Origin of the sequence: Stenotrophomonas sp. PS02301 (assembly GCF_029959485.1) — a bacterium.
GTDB classification, from domain to species: Bacteria; Pseudomonadota; Gammaproteobacteria; order Xanthomonadales; family Xanthomonadaceae; genus Stenotrophomonas; species Stenotrophomonas maltophilia_Z.
Genome location: NZ_JASCOO010000106.1, coordinates 1 through 14091, shown reverse-complemented (window position 1 = coordinate 14091; position 14091 = coordinate 1). Strand labels below are relative to the sequence as shown.

12 protein-coding genes are annotated in these 14091 nt (G+C 66.6%); 5 read left to right on the top strand and 7 right to left on the bottom strand.

The features are described from left to right. Positions 1–50: 50 nt before the first annotated feature. Positions 51–575, top strand: coding sequence for a DUF411 domain-containing protein (locus QMX81_RS18215; RefSeq protein ID WP_282263565.1), 525 nt, complete (start codon positions 51–53; stop codon positions 573–575). Between the two features lie 43 nt (positions 576–618). Here the strand turns inward: QMX81_RS18215 and QMX81_RS18210 are convergent, their stop codons facing one another. The 4 genes from QMX81_RS18210 to QMX81_RS18195 form a co-directional block, all read right to left on the bottom strand. Next, entirely contained in the window at positions 619–2457 is a 1839-nt protein-coding gene (locus QMX81_RS18210; RefSeq protein ID WP_121040027.1) for a 2Fe-2S iron-sulfur cluster-binding protein, read from the bottom strand. Further along, positions 2454–3146: a PepSY domain-containing protein gene (locus QMX81_RS18205; RefSeq protein WP_121041249.1), complete on the bottom strand. Its 693-nt coding sequence runs from the start codon at positions 3144–3146 to the stop codon at positions 2454–2456. The genes QMX81_RS18210 and QMX81_RS18205 overlap by 4 nt, the downstream gene beginning before the upstream one ends. Before the next feature lie 58 nt (positions 3147–3204). Then, entirely contained in the window at positions 3205–5913 is a 2709-nt protein-coding gene (locus QMX81_RS18200) for a TonB-dependent receptor (protein ID WP_282263561.1), read from the bottom strand. A 102-nt stretch (positions 5914–6015) separates the two neighbouring features. Beyond that, complete coding sequence (locus QMX81_RS18195) at positions 6016–6423, bottom strand: CopL family metal-binding regulatory protein (protein ID WP_282263559.1); 408 nt, start codon at positions 6421–6423, stop codon at positions 6016–6018. 439 nt (positions 6424–6862) lie between these two features. Here QMX81_RS18195 and gloA point away from each other — a divergent pair, with 439 nt between their 5' ends. Then, a complete protein-coding gene (gene gloA, locus QMX81_RS18190; RefSeq protein ID WP_282263557.1) occupies positions 6863–7393 on the top strand; it encodes a lactoylglutathione lyase in 531 nt (176 codons plus the stop codon). A gap of 47 nt (positions 7394–7440) precedes the next feature. On the opposite strand, the gene QMX81_RS18185 is transcribed toward gloA, so the two are convergent. Then, entirely contained in the window at positions 7441–7803 is a 363-nt protein-coding gene (locus QMX81_RS18185; protein ID WP_088433781.1) for a hypothetical protein, read from the bottom strand. Between the two features lie 191 nt (positions 7804–7994). On the opposite strand from QMX81_RS18185, the gene QMX81_RS18180 reads away from it, so the two are divergent. The 3 genes from QMX81_RS18180 to QMX81_RS18170 all read left to right on the top strand — a co-directional run bounded on the left by QMX81_RS18180 (position 7995) and on the right by QMX81_RS18170 (position 11259). Beyond that, entirely contained in the window at positions 7995–8429 is a 435-nt protein-coding gene (locus QMX81_RS18180; RefSeq protein WP_152152310.1) for a VOC family protein, read from the top strand. A 75-nt stretch (positions 8430–8504) separates the two neighbouring features. Next, complete coding sequence (locus QMX81_RS18175) at positions 8505–9806, top strand: putative DNA modification/repair radical SAM protein (RefSeq protein WP_152152312.1); 1302 nt, start codon at positions 8505–8507, stop codon at positions 9804–9806. Position 9807: 1 nt separating this feature from the next. Then, entirely contained in the window at positions 9808–11259 is a 1452-nt protein-coding gene (locus tag QMX81_RS18170; RefSeq protein WP_282263551.1) for a UdgX family uracil-DNA binding protein, read from the top strand. A gap of 59 nt (positions 11260–11318) precedes the next feature. On the opposite strand, the gene QMX81_RS18165 is transcribed toward QMX81_RS18170, so the two are convergent. Both QMX81_RS18165 and glmS read right to left on the bottom strand, forming a co-directional pair. Then, positions 11319–11750, bottom strand: a complete 432-nt coding sequence (locus QMX81_RS18165; RefSeq protein WP_088433777.1) for a CBS domain-containing protein — start codon at positions 11748–11750, stop codon at positions 11319–11321. 347 nt (positions 11751–12097) lie between these two features. Further along, positions 12098–13939, bottom strand: coding sequence for a glutamine--fructose-6-phosphate transaminase (isomerizing) (gene glmS, locus QMX81_RS18160; RefSeq protein WP_121040048.1), 1842 nt, complete (start codon positions 13937–13939; stop codon positions 12098–12100). Positions 13940–14091 lie beyond the last annotated feature (152 nt).

Here is a 14091-nt window from a genome sequence, read left to right as displayed (position 1 = left end):
GCGCACGGCAACGCTGCCGTGCGCGGCCATCTCCATAGAAAGGAAACGTCATGAACTTCTTCAACAGGACCGCGCTGCCGGCCCTCGCGCTGTTCAGCACCACCCTGCTGGTCAGCGCCTGCCAGGCAGCGCCCGGTACCACCACCGCAGGCACAGCGTCGGTGTCGCCGCCCTCCGTCGCGGCGGCAACGCAGGACCTGCCCCTGATCACCGTGCACAAGAGTCCGGACTGTGGCTGCTGCGGCGTATGGGTCGAGCACGTCCGCGCCGCCGGCTTCCCGGTGCGGGTCAACGACACCGAGGACATGCTCGCCATCAAGCAGCGCCTGGGCATTCCCGACGAGATGCTCTCCTGCCACACCGCCGAAGTGGAGGGTTACGTGGTGGAAGGCCATGTTCCGGTCGCCGATATCCAGCGCCTGCTGAGCGAACGCCCCACGGCGCGCGGCCTGGTGCTGCCTGGCATGCCGATCGGCTCGCCTGGCATGGAATCGCCGGATGGCTACCGGCAGTCGTTCACGGTCGGATTGCTGGAACAGGACGGCAAGGTCAGCGGGTTCTCGCAGCACCCCTGATCCGCATCGCCCTGCCGGCACACGGCCGGCAGGGCCTGACCGATCAGATCTTGAAGTCGTCGTAGGCGATCCGCGCCTCGTCGACGCCCAGCCGCTGCAGCAGTTGGCGCGTGGCCGCCAGCATCGCCGGCGGTCCGCACAGGTAGAACTCGCAGGCGGACAGCTCCGGATGCGCCTGCAGCAGATGCGCATGCATCACCTCGTGCACATGAGCCGCCGCGCCATCCCTGCCTGCCCACGCACCGCCGGCCTGCTCCGACCACACAGGGTGCCAGCTGAAGTTGGCATGCCGCTGGGCCAGCGCCTGCATCTGCAGGTCATACGGGCAATCGCGTGCGTTCCGGGCGCCGTACCAATAGTGGATACGCTCCTGCCCTCCTTCGCCGAGCCGCTGGTGAATCATCGCCCGCAGCGGTGCCATGCCGGCCCCGGCACCGATGAACACCTTCTCGCGCGCGGCCCCACTCAAGGCGAAATCACCGAAGGGGCCGCTGTAGCGCACACGGTCACCCTCGCGCAGCGTGTACAGATACGTGGAGCCCTTGCCCGGCGGATGCCGCTTGTTGTCCTGCCAGCCGGGACTGAACCGTGCAAGCAGCAGCAGCCGCCCCTGCACATCGCCCACGGGCGAGGACAGCGAGTACGACCGGCGCACCTCGCTGCGGTTGTGCAGCGTCGGCGGCAGCGACAGCCTGTCCCAGTCCTGCCGGTGTTCGGCGGGATGCCACAGCCCGCTGCGCGCCACCGTGTACTCGGGGACATGCAGCTGCAGATAGCAGCCCGGCTGGAACTGCGCATCGGCCGGATGGTCGGGGCGCAGATGGATCTCGCGCAGGAACGGCGTCACCGCCTCCACCTTTTCAACGGTTGCCCAGTGCTCGGTCCAGAGGCTGGCACCACCGGCGACTTCGATCTCCAGATCCTCATCCACCGCCAGGTTGCAGGCCAGTCGGCTGCCCACCTTGAGCTTGGCCGCCGGCAGGTGCGCACGATCGGCCGCGGTGGCCCGCGACGCCGCCCCACGCACGCGGACCTCGCACAACCCACAGCTCTGCCCACCGCCGCAGTTGGAGGGGAGGTGGACACCTTCGCGGGCCAGCGCCACGTACACACTGTCGCCGCTGGCCGCGGTGACCGTGCGCAGATGCGTGCCACCGGGCGCGAACACCGCCAGCTGGCGTCGGCGCCGCCAGCGCCGCGGGATGAACTCGCGCAGGTGAACGCTGGCCACCAGCAGCCACAGACCGGTCAACGACAGCCACAGCCCCCCGATGCCCATGCCGACCACAAGGGGATTGTTGAAGTTGGCGCGCTCGGTGTAATCCATGATGTGCAACATCCAGAAGATGTCGAACAGGCGCCAGGTATCGTTGCGGTGCTCCAGCACCTGGCCGCTCTGGGCCGAGACGTACACCGAGGTACCGGCCTCATCCCCGAAATCCACGCGCCAGACCGGATCGGGATGGGCGCGTGTTTCCAGCGTTTTCTCGAGATGGACCGGATCGGCCGGCACGCCACTGCCGCGATACGAGGCCTGTGCCAGCCGCAGGGCCCAGCGCGGGTCGATCTCGATGCGCTTGCCGCTGTGCGCATCGATCAGCTCGGTGCCCTGGGGTGACAGCAACCGGTACACCGGCTGGTCCAGCAGCCAGCCGGTATCCAGTGTGGCCGCCTCGTTGCGTGCGGCCCGCAGCGCCTCGGCCGGCGCCAGCGTCGTGGCCGGCCAGGCCGGCAGCGCGGGCTCGGCCGCGCGGTGCGCGGTGCCGTTGATCTTCTGCGGGTCCAGCAGGCTCATCATCAGGCCGCTGCCGAGCCAGAGCAGGAACTGCAGGCCGACGATCAACCCGAGCCATCTGTGCAGCGTGCGCATCCACGGTGTCATGCCGACCTCCGCGAACCGAAGCTGTAGAACAGCAGCCACACGCCACTGAGCGCGAAGCCAAGCCCGGCGATGGCAGCGATGCGCAGCAGCAGGTTGTTGACGTCCGTGCGGTTTTCGTAATCCATGATGTGGAACATCCACAGGAAGTCGAACCAGCGCCACAGGCTGTGCCGGCGCGCCAGCAGATCACCGCTGGCCGGCGACAGGTAGAGCGTGGTGTCGCCGCGGTCGGCAAAATGCACCGCCCACATCGGCACCGGCCGGGTCTTCGCTTCGGCGGGGGCCCGGGTGATCCATTCCACGCGGCTGACCTGCCCGTCTCCCTGATACAGCGATTGCGCCAGTGCGATCGCCTGGTCCCGGTCCAACGGCGGCAGCCGCTCGCCGGTCCGCGCGTCCACCAGGAATCTGCTGGTGGCGTCGCGTACATCGAACACCTCTCGCTCCAGGACATGCGTGAGCCGGAACGAACGCAGCCCGGGATAACGCGTGGTCAGCTCGGCCGGGGCGACCCGTTCGCTGGCGCGTGGCAGGACCTCGCCATGCGCATGCGCCAGGTGATCGCCATGGATCACGTCCAGCGGCACCACCGTCATGTAGACGCCACTGAGCATCCACAGCAGGGCCTGCACGCCCACGATCAGGCCGATCCATTTGTGGGCACGTCGTGCCCAGAATGCGGGTTTCATCGTCTTCATCCTCTCTCAGGAACGGCGCCCCGCCGGCGAACCGGCGGGGCGCACGCAATCACCAGCGATAGCCGATGCGGGCATACCAGCGACGACCCAGCAGGTCATAGGTCATCGTGTCGGTATTGGCGTCGGTGTAGCTCTGGATGAAGGGCGCCTTCTTGTCGAACGCGTTGTCCAGACCCACGGTCAGGTCCAGGGCGGGCGTCGCGGCGTACTTGGCCTGCAGGTTGTGATACACCACGCTCGGCGCGTGGTCGCCAATCGCGCCACGCGCGGCATTGATGTCGTCGGTGCGGCCGATGTACTGCGCGGTCCAACTGCCCGACCATGCCTCACGCGAGAGATTCACTGCGCCCAGCGCGCGCCATTTCGCATAGCTGCCACGGCCACCGGTGATCTTGCCGGCGTACTCGATCACCGCCGCGCCGGCGTAGGGACGCACGTCGTAGCGATGCAGGTAGGAGGCATCGATGCTGACGCTGGCATCGACCCCGGCCAGCCCGAACTCGTACAGCGCGCCGAGGTCGACGCCGGTGGCGCGTTCGTTGGCGGCATTGACCGGCTGCGAGGACAGGAAATCCACCTCGCCGGTGCGCGGGTTGCGGGTGAAGTTGCTGGCATCGCAGAACGGATGCGCCAGGCCTGGCGTGTTGTAGCAGATCGCCAGCTTGGTCGAGCCCGCCACGCGCTGGATCGCATTGGTGATGCGGATGTTGTAGTAGTCCGCGGTCAAGGTGAGCCCGGACAGGAACGTCGGTGTCCACACCACGCCCGCGGTGACCGAGGTCGCGTCTTCCGGGCGGAGCTGCGCGTTGCCCCCGGAGGTGGTCAGGATGGTATTGCCCGGCTGCACGTAGTTGGCCGGCACCCCTGCCGCCTGGCAGTTGCCCCGCACCACCGAGTCGGCCGGCAGGCTGCTCCAGCGGCTGCACGGATCGGTGGTGGTCAGATTACCTTCGGAGATGCCCCCGAAGAGTTCGGGAATGTTCGGAATACGGAACGCGGTCGCATAGGTACCGCGCAGTTTCAGCGTGGAGTTGACCTGCCAATCCAGGCCGACCTTGTAGTTCATGTCACGGCCGAACAGATCGTAATCGGACAGGCGCGCGGCCAGGTTGAGGTACAGCGAATCGGCGATCACGCTGTCCTGCAGCAGCGGCACCGCCAGTTCCACGTACGCCTCCTTGGCGGTGTACGCGCCGGAAATCGGGTCCTGCTGGTTGGTGTTGCCGATGCCCAAGGCGGTCAGCATATCCGGGTTGCGCCAGCCACGCTCCTTGCGCACTTCCACGCCGGTGGCCACGCCCACCCAGCCGGCGGGCAGCTCCACGAGCTGGCCGCTGAGGCTGGCGGTGAAACTCTTCTGTTCGTTGCCACCGGTATCGCGCGAGGTGTAGAGGATGTAATCCAGCACCTCCCTGGAGAGATTCCCATAGCCCAGGTAGTTGCCGCACGGAATCGCGGCCCCCGGCAGCGGGCTGCAGATGGCCCGGTTCAACGTCTGCTCGACGCGATCCAGGTTGGCCACATTGTCCGAGCCGTCCACGCCGGTGTTGCGGCCCAGGTTGAAGGCCGTCGACCAGTCCCAGCCGACGCCGAACTGCCCCTGCAGACCCACGACGGCACGGTAGGTATTGGTCTCCTGCGAGAAGTGTCGCGGGCCGGCTTCTTCCAGGCGCCGGCGTTGCAGCAGCAGATCCTGCCCGGTGGGATTGGTCGGGTGGTTGGCAGCGATGTTGATGGGGCGATAGACCCCCAGCGAACCGGCGGTGGCCAGCTGATCGGACTGGCGGTTGGTGTACATCAGTTCGGTGAACACCCGCACGCTGTCACTCAGCTGATTGTCGCCGAACACACTCAGGCTCAGCCGCTTGATCGGATTGACCGCGTTGAGCGTGGGATTGCCGTTGTAGTTGTGCTTGGCCGCGTTGTAGGTTTCAAACAGCGGATCACCCGGGTTCTGGCGGAAGTTGATGCGCGCGCCATCGGCCAGCAACGCGCGCCCACCGATCGTCGCCGAACTGCCCGAACAGACCAGCTTGCCGCCCGATTCGATCAAGCCACACGGCGCGCGCGAGGCCATGTTCACGGTGCCGCCTTCGGCGTAGTTGATCCCGGCGATCAACGAGCCACGCTCGCCGGTCACGCCCCAGGCCAGATCGACCGCCGTGTCATCCCCATCGCCCCGGGTGGTTTCGCCATAGCGTACCGAGGCCTGCACCCCGTCGAAGCCCTTCTTGGTGATGATGTTGACCACGCCGGCCACCGCATCGGCACCGTAGATGGCCGAGGCGCCGTCCTTGAGCACTTCAACGCGCTCGATCAGCGCCACCGGAATGATGTTCAGATCCACTGAACTGTTGGCCCCGGTGCCGCCATTGACGATACGGCGGCCATTGAGCAGCACCAGCGTGCGGTTGATGCCCAGGCCGCGCAGGTTGACCTGGGTCGTGCCGTAGCCGTTTTCGGCCCAGTAGGCGTTGCTCTGGCTGCCCGCGAAACCGGCCGAGGCCGGCAGGCGCTGCAGCAGGGTATCCACCGAGGTGGCGCCCGAGCGCTGGATGGTTTCGGCATCGATCACGCTGACCGGGCCGACGCCGGACAACTGGGCGCGCTTGATGTGGCTGCCGGTCACCTGGACCGTATCCAGGGTGCGTGCGCCGGCCTGGCCGGGCTGGCTTTCCTGCGCGTGCAGCGATGGGGTGACGGCCGCACTCAGCAGCGTGCCGATGGCCAGGGCCAGGGCATGGGTCTTGACGTACATGTTCTCTCTCCCGCTTGGGGTCTTGTCTGGTGGCAAGATCCGCGGGCCACGATGGCCACGGCGGATCACATCAGGCGCCGTATCGACGCCGGAACGACAAGATCAGGCGATGGGAGGTCGGAAGACGCGCGAGAGCTTCCGCGGTGGAACCTCCAGCGGCGGGAACAGCGTGTCCATCGAGATCGGTGAATGCCGCGTGGCGAACAGCGTGGTGGCCGAAGGCGGATAGAAGGTCAGCACGCAGACGCAATCGCAGGCCGCGCGGTCCGCGCAGTCGGCATCCCCGCGGTGTTTGCTGCGCTCGTGGTCGCCATGAGCGGCCAGCGCCGGTGCGGCGTCCTGCGGGGGAAGGTCGCAGGCCTCGCCCGCCGTACCGTCCTGCGCGGCCACCAGTGAACCGCTGCCGCTCATCGCATGCAGGGCCATGCGCGTGCTCGCCCACGCACCGAGGACGCCATCGGCACCCAGCAGAGCGATCAGCAGCAATGGCAGCATCAAGCGGTAGGACATGGGGCGCTCAACAGCCTCGGTTTATTTGTATATACAAAACATTGAATAGCGCGTCGGTCGGGGCGCGTCAACTCCCCTCCCCCTTTACGACGTCGGCGTCTCCCTTGCCGGCTGCGCGTTTCCCCACGCAGATATCCGTCCTGCCGGCCTCTGCCGGCTCCCTTCCCGCCGATGCCACCCGCATCGACCCGGCGCACTCGCCAGCGTCCATCCTGCGTTGCAGCATAGCCAGCGCGCACGTCGCCGCCAAGCGCCACCATGCCTGTTCGGGCGCGATGTCGCCTCTATTTTTACAAGCAACGATGGATATCGATCGCTCGTTACACATGCAACTTTTTGCGTGGCCCTGTCAGGCGTTTGTCCAGACCTCACCCGCGTTCCGTAAACTTGTCCGCACGCGCGTCATCGCGCTTCTTTTCATCGTGACAGGACCTCTCCCATGACCCTTCCCGCCTCCCTCCGCGAGCACCCCGGCGTCGCTGCCGACGTGCCTGCCGAGACCGCCGGCTTCGTGTTCAACCACACCATGCTGCGCGTCAAGGACGCCACCGCCTCGCTGGATTTCTACACCCGCGTGCTCGGCTTCCGCCTGATCGACCTGCGCAACTTCCCCGAGGCCGAGTTCAGCCTGTACTTCCTGGCGCTGCTGCCGGCCGACACGCAGATCCCCGAGGGCGACGACGCGCGTCGCGTGTGGATGGCCGGCCTCCCCGGCGTGCTCGAACTGACCCACAACCATGGCACCGAAAACCAGGACGGCCCGGTCTATCACAACGGCAATACCGACCCGCGCGGCTTTGGCCATATCTGCGTGTCCGTGCCGGACATCCAGGCCGCCTGCAAGCGCTTCGATGAGCTGCAGGTGCCTTACCAGAAGCGCCTGGAAGACGGCCGCATGAAGCACCTGGCCTTCATCAAGGATCCGGACGGCTACTGGGTGGAGATCATCTCCAACACCCCGATCGCCTGATCCCGACGCTCCGCGACGCGCCGGCCTCCATCGGCGCGTCGCGGGCGCTACGGCTGGACCTGGAACTCGAACGCCGCATAGAACGGCGCCTGCGGTGGCACGAACAGGGTTTTCCCCGCAAACCCTGCGTCCACACAACGCGCGACAGCCGCGTCGCCTTCGCGCCACGTCCGCACCACTTTGCCCTGCGCATCCAGCTGCAACACCACGGTGAACGCGGCAAGCGTCTCCGGCGCGGGGGTCGGCATGCAGCGCGTGAAGCCGGCCCCACCCACCCGGCTCATGCTGTCCAGCATCTCCGCATAGGCCGCCGGGGCCAGGCTGGCCTCATCGCGCTGCGCCCATGCACGCACCTGGTCGTAGCCCGCGTCGCCGGCGACCGCCTGGGCCATCATCACCATCCACAGCATCGTGCTTCCTCCGCCTGCGCGTTCATGACGCCAGTGCGCAGCGTAGGTCAGCGCGCGGGCGGGCGGAAGGGCCTGGGCCGACACAGGCCGACACAGGCCGGCGCCTGGTCAGCAAGGTCGACACCGCGGCCATGCGACGCGGGGCCTGCGGTGGTATACCTGCGCCCGTCCCACTACCCAACGGAGTCGGTATGGAAACGATGGAACTGCACCGCGGCCGCCTGATCGATCACCTGCAACTGGTGGTCAGGGATCTGGCCGCCAGCCGCCGCTTCTACCACGCCGTGTTCGACACGATCGGCATCCCGATCGCCGGTGAAGGCGATACCTATTTCTGGGCCGACGAGCTGTTCGTTTCCACACCGGACAGCGAGGCGGCACTCGGCCAGCTCACCGGTCGCCACCATCTCGCCTTCCAGGCCCGCGACCGCGCCACGGTCGAGGCCTTCCACCGCGCGGCGCTGGCCAACGGCGGCAAGGACAACGGCGCACCGGGCGAGCGGCCGTACCATCCCGGCTACTACGCCGCGTTTGCACTGGATCCGGATGGCAACAACATCGAAGTGGTGTTCCATGGGCCGGCCACCTACAGCGCGGACTCGGTGAAGGTGAGCTTCGAAGGCTGAGGCGGAACCTGAATTCTTCAGGGAGTATCTGATGCGTCTCACTGGATGAGATCGTGCCCCGGTACGGTCTTTTCCATGGAGACGATCCGCAAACTGGCCATCCTTGCCGATGCCGCGAAATACGATGCGTCCTGCGCCTCCAGTGGCGCAGGCAAGCGCGATTCGCGCGCATCGCGCGGCATCGGCAGCACCGAGGGGATGGGGATCTGCCACAGCTACACGCCCGATGGCCGGTGCGTGTCGCTGCTGAAGATCCTGCTGACCAACTTCTGCATCTACGACTGCGCGTACTGCGTCAACCGCGTCTCCAGCAACGTGCAGCGGGCGCGGTTCAGCGTGGAGGAAGTGGTCGCGCTGACGATGGATTTCTACAAGCGCAACTACATCGAAGGGCTGTTTCTCTCCAGCGGCATCATCCGCAATGCCGACTACACCATGGAACAGATGGTGGAGATCGCGCGCGTCCTGCGTGAGGAACGCCGCTTCAGCGGCTATATCCACCTCAAGACGATTCCCGAAGCCTCGCCGGAACTGCTCGCGCTGGCCGGCCGCCATGCCGACCGGCTCTCGATCAACATCGAACTGCCGACCGAGGCTGGGCTGGCCAGCTTCGCGCCGGAGAAATCGCTGCCATCGATCCGCGGCGCGATGGGCGAACTGCGCTGGCGCATCGAGGAGGCCAAGGAAGCAGGCAAATCCCAGCCAGCCGCCAGCGCATCGGCCCCGTCACCTGCGCCCGCAGCGCGCGGCCGCCGCGCACGCGCGCCGCGGTTCGCACCGGCTGGCCAGAGCACGCAGATGATCGTCGGCGCCGACGGTGCCAGCGACCAGCAGATCCTCGGCGCGGCCGACAATCTATACGGCAACTACCGGATGCGCCGGGTCTACTATTCGGCGTTCAGCCCCATCCCCGATGCCAGCAAGGCGCTGCCGCTGCAGGCACCGCCGTTGGCGCGCGAGCATCGCCTCTACCAGGCTGACTGGCTGCTGCGCTTCTACGGTTACGGCGTGGACGAGATCGCCAGCACCACCCAGGGCGGCATGCTCGATCTGGACATCGACCCGAAGATGGCCTGGGCGATCCGCCATCCCGAGCGTTTTCCGGTCGATCTCAACCTGGCGCCGAAGGAACTGCTGCTGCGCGTGCCGGGGCTGGGCGTGCGCAACGTCAAGCGGGTGCTGATGGCCCGTCGGCATGGGCGTCTGCGGGTGGCCGATGTGGCCCGCCTGCGCGCGCCGATGAGCAAACTGCTGCCGTTCGTGCAGTTGGCCGACCATCACCCGCACCGCGCGCTCGACGACCCGGCGGCACTGCGCGCCCGGGTGGCGCCGCCGCCCCGCCAAGGCTCGCTGTTCCCCGACGCGGCCGCGCACTGAGATGGCGCGCTGGAGTGTGCGGGTCGATCCGGTGTGGTCGCTGGAGGCGTGGCGCACGGCGGCGCGGCTGGCGTTGCGCCACGCCGTCGCACCGGATCAGCTGGATTGGCTGCAGGGCGAGGATGCGTCGCTGCTGGATGCGCCGTCACTGCCGGCGCTCGATCCCGCTTCCTTGGCCTCGGCCGAGGCACCGATCCAGGTGTCCAAAGCCTTCATCGAACTGGCTGCCACCTGCCTGTGCCATCGCGATCCACAACGGATGCCGCTGCTGTATCGCATGCTCTGGCGCATCACGCACGGCGAACGCAGCCTGCTCTCCAACCCGGCCGATGCGGACGTGCTGCGGGCCATGGCACTGACCCAGGCGGTGCGCCGCGACACCCACAAGATGAAGGCGTTCGTACGCTTCCGCGAGGTGCCGGGTCAGGACGATGCGTTCATCGCCTGGTTCGAGCCCGAGCACCATATCGTCGACCGCGTCGCACCCTTCTTCGCGCGCCGCTTCGCCGGGATGCGCTGGGCGATCCTCACCCCGGGGCGCAGCGCCCACTGGGATGGGCAGGTGCTGTCGTTCGGTCCCGGAGGCCGCCAAAGCGATGCGCCGGTCGATGATGCACGCGAAGAACTGTGGCGCACCTATTACGCCAACATCTTCAATCCGGCACGTCTGAACACCCGGATGATGCAGCAGGAGATGCCGGCGAAATACTGGAAGCACCTGCCGGAGGCCACGTTGCTGCCGCAGTTGGTGCGCGACGCCGGCGATCGCGTGCAGGAGATGCACGACCGGGAGGCGCAGGCACCGCGGCGACGTATCCCGGAATCCATCGCATCACCAACGCCAGCGCCGGGCACCCCACCGGCCACGCTCGATGCGCTGCGCGATGCGGCCGCCGCCTGCAGGCGCTGCCCACTCTGGGAACCGGCCACGCAGACCGTATTCGGCGAAGGCCCGCAGGATGCGCGGATCATGCTGGTGGGCGAGCAGCCGGGCGACAGCGAAGACCTCAGCGGCCATCCGTTCGTCGGCCCGGCAGGTCAACTGCTCGACCGCGCGCTGCGCGAGCTCGGCATTGATCGCCGCACGCTCTACATGACCAACGCGGTGAAACACTTCCGCTTTGAACGACGCGGCAAGCGACGCATCCACAGCAAGCCGCAGATCACCCACATCAACGCCTGCCGCCCGTGGCTGATGGGGGAAATCGAGAACGTGCGGCCGCAGGTGATCGTCTGCCTGGGCGCCACCGCGGCCACGGCCGTGTTCGGTGCGGGCTTCAACCTGATGGCGAACCACGGGCGCTGGCACGTCCTGGATGACGGCACGCGCGCCTTTGCGACGGTGCATCCATCGTGGGTGCTGCGGCAACCGGACGGTGAGGCGCGCGATGGCGCCTATCGGTTGCTGAAGAATGACCTTGAGCAGCTCGTCGAGATCAACCGCAAGCACTGACCTCGTACGGGGTTGCCGGCCAGTGGCCGGCAATGCCCGTCAATGTCGATGGCGCTATCTCAGTGCGCGGCCATGTAGATGTCCTGCAGCACCGCCTTTTCCAGCTCCAGTTCGCTGAGGAGATTCTTGACGATATCGCCCAGACTCAGGATGCCGACCAGCTTGGCGCCCTCGGTCACCATCAGGTGACGATGGCGGGAGTACGTCATCAGCGCCATGGCCTGTTTGAGCGTCGCGTCCGGACCGATGCCTTCCAGCCCGGCCGACGGCAGGCTGGAAATGACCCGGCGGCCCGCCTGGGGGCCATCTTCCGCAAGGCTGCGCACGATGTCCTTCTCGGACACGATCCTTACCGGCGCATCATCTTTCATGACCACCAGGGCGGCGATCTTGTGCGCGCTCATTTTGTGCGCGGCCGCACCGATGGTGTCTTCCACATCGATGGTGACGATGGCTTCTTTCTTGGATTGCAGGAGTTCGCGGACGTTCATTCTTGTTTCCTGTTACAGGTTACTGAAGTCGAGAGATGCGCCTGGTTGCAGCGAGGTCGGTGGCAGTGCCACGCGGTCCTCGGTCACTCGATTCTACGACCGCACCCTGGGCCAGGAGTTTGCAAATCTGGGACGGTTCGTCGTGGAAAGCGTGAACGACCCTGAGAATGGCACCGTGACTAAAACCGTCGCTGAATGCCGCCGCAGGGTGAGACTAAAGTTCCGGTACCGATTGCCGGGTAGCCACCCCATGGGGTGGCTCTGCAACAGGCTGATCGCACAAAAAAAAGGGTGACCCCGCAGGGCCACCCTGGATACGTGTCAGCGCCGCGTCGGCGGCGGACACATCACTCCACCGTCACGCTCTTGGCCAGGTTGCGCGGCTTGTCCACGTCTGTCCCGCGGGCCAGTGCGGTGTGGTAAGCCAGCAACTGCACCGGGATGGTGTGCACGACGGCGCTCAGCGCGCCCACATGGCGTGGGGTGCGGATCACATGCACGCCGTCGGACTCGACGAAGTTGCTGTCCTGGTCGGCGAACACGAACAGCTCACCACCGCGCGCACGCACTTCCTGCATGTTGGATTTGACCTTCTCCAACAGGCTGTCGTTCGGGGCGATCACCACCACCGGCATGTCCTCATCCACCAGCGCCAGCGGGCCGTGCTTGAGCTCACCGGCCGGATACGCCTCGGCGTGGATATAGGTGATCTCCTTGAGCTTGAGCGCGCCTTCCAGCGCGATCGGGTAATGCAGGCCACGCCCCAGGAACAGTGCACTGCTCTTGCGTGCGAAGCGTTCGGCCCATGCGGCGATCTGTGGCTCCATGTTAAGCGCGTGCTGCACGCTGCCCGGCAGGAAGCGCAGCTGCTCCAGGTAGTCCGCTTCCTGCACGGCATCGATGCGGCCATGCAGCTTGCCCAGCACCACGGTGAGCTGGAACAGTGCCGCCAGCTGCGTAGTGAAGGCCTTGGTCGAGGCAACACCGATCTCGGCACCGGCACGGGTGTAGCAGACCAGTTCACTGGCGCGCGGAATCGCACTCTCGGGCACATTGCAGATCGAGAGCGTATGCAGATGGCCGAGCGACTTGGCGTACTTGAGCGCTTCCATCGTATCCAGCGTTTCGCCGGACTGGGAGATGGTGACGATCAGGTGCTTCGGGTTCGCATAGGCGGCGCGGTAACGGTATTCGCTGGCGACTTCCACGCTGCACGGCAGGCCGGCAATCGCTTCGATCCAGTAACGCGCGGTCAGGCCGGCGTAGTAGCTGGTGCCGCAGGCAAGGATCTGCACGCCTTCGATACCCGACAGCACGGCTTCGGCATTCTTGCCGAACAGGGTCGCCGGGAAGCCACCGGCGTCGATCGCCGCTTCGATGGTGTCGCCCAGCGCGCGCGGCTGCTCGTGGATTTCCTTCTGCATGAAGTGGCGGTACGGGCCCAGCTCCAGCGACGCCAGCGACACATCCGACAGGTGCACCTCACGCACGATCGGCTGGTTGTGCTCGTCGTAGACCTGCACGCCGTCGCGGCGGATGTCGGCGGTGTCGCCCTCTTCCAGGAAGATCACCGTGCGGGTGGCCTGGAGGATCGCCGAGACATCGGAGGCGACGAAGTTCTCGCCCTCGCCCACGCCGACCAGCAGCGGGCAGCCCATGCGCGCGCACACAAAGTGCTCCGGCTCGGCACGGCTCATCACCGCCAGCGCGTAGGCACCGGTCAATTCCTTGACCGTGCGCTGCAGCGCCGCCAGCAGGCTGTCGCCTTCCTTGAGGTGATGGTGCATCAGGTGCGCGATCACTTCGGTGTCGGTCTGCGACTCGAAGGTGTAGCCCAGCGCGCGCAGCTTCTCGCGCTGTTCTTCGTGGTTCTCGATGATGCCGTTGTGGACCAGTGCCACGCCGTGGCTGATGTGCGGGTGCGCATTGGCCTCGGTCACGCCACCGTGGGTGGCCCAGCGGGTGTGGCCGATGCCGAGCAGCGATTGGAAACCTTCGCTCGTGGCGGCCTTCTCCATCTCGGCCACCCGGCCGGTACGGCGCACACGACGGACATCAGGCTCGGCGGCGGCGGTATCGATCACGGCAATGCCGGAGGAGTCGTAGCCCCGGTATTCCAGTCGCTTCAGGCCTTCGATGAGGACCGGTACCACGTCGCGATGCGCGATCGCTCCCACAATGCCGCACATAGATTCAGATCCCAGCTGGTTAGCCTCGCATTCTAGCGTGGCCGCCCCGGCGGCTTGGGCGCTGTCGGCTTAACGAAAGTGTCCGGTCCGGTGTCCGCGGACACGCGGACACGCCGCCCCGATCGCAAGCCCGTGTTTTGAAAGGGTGAAAA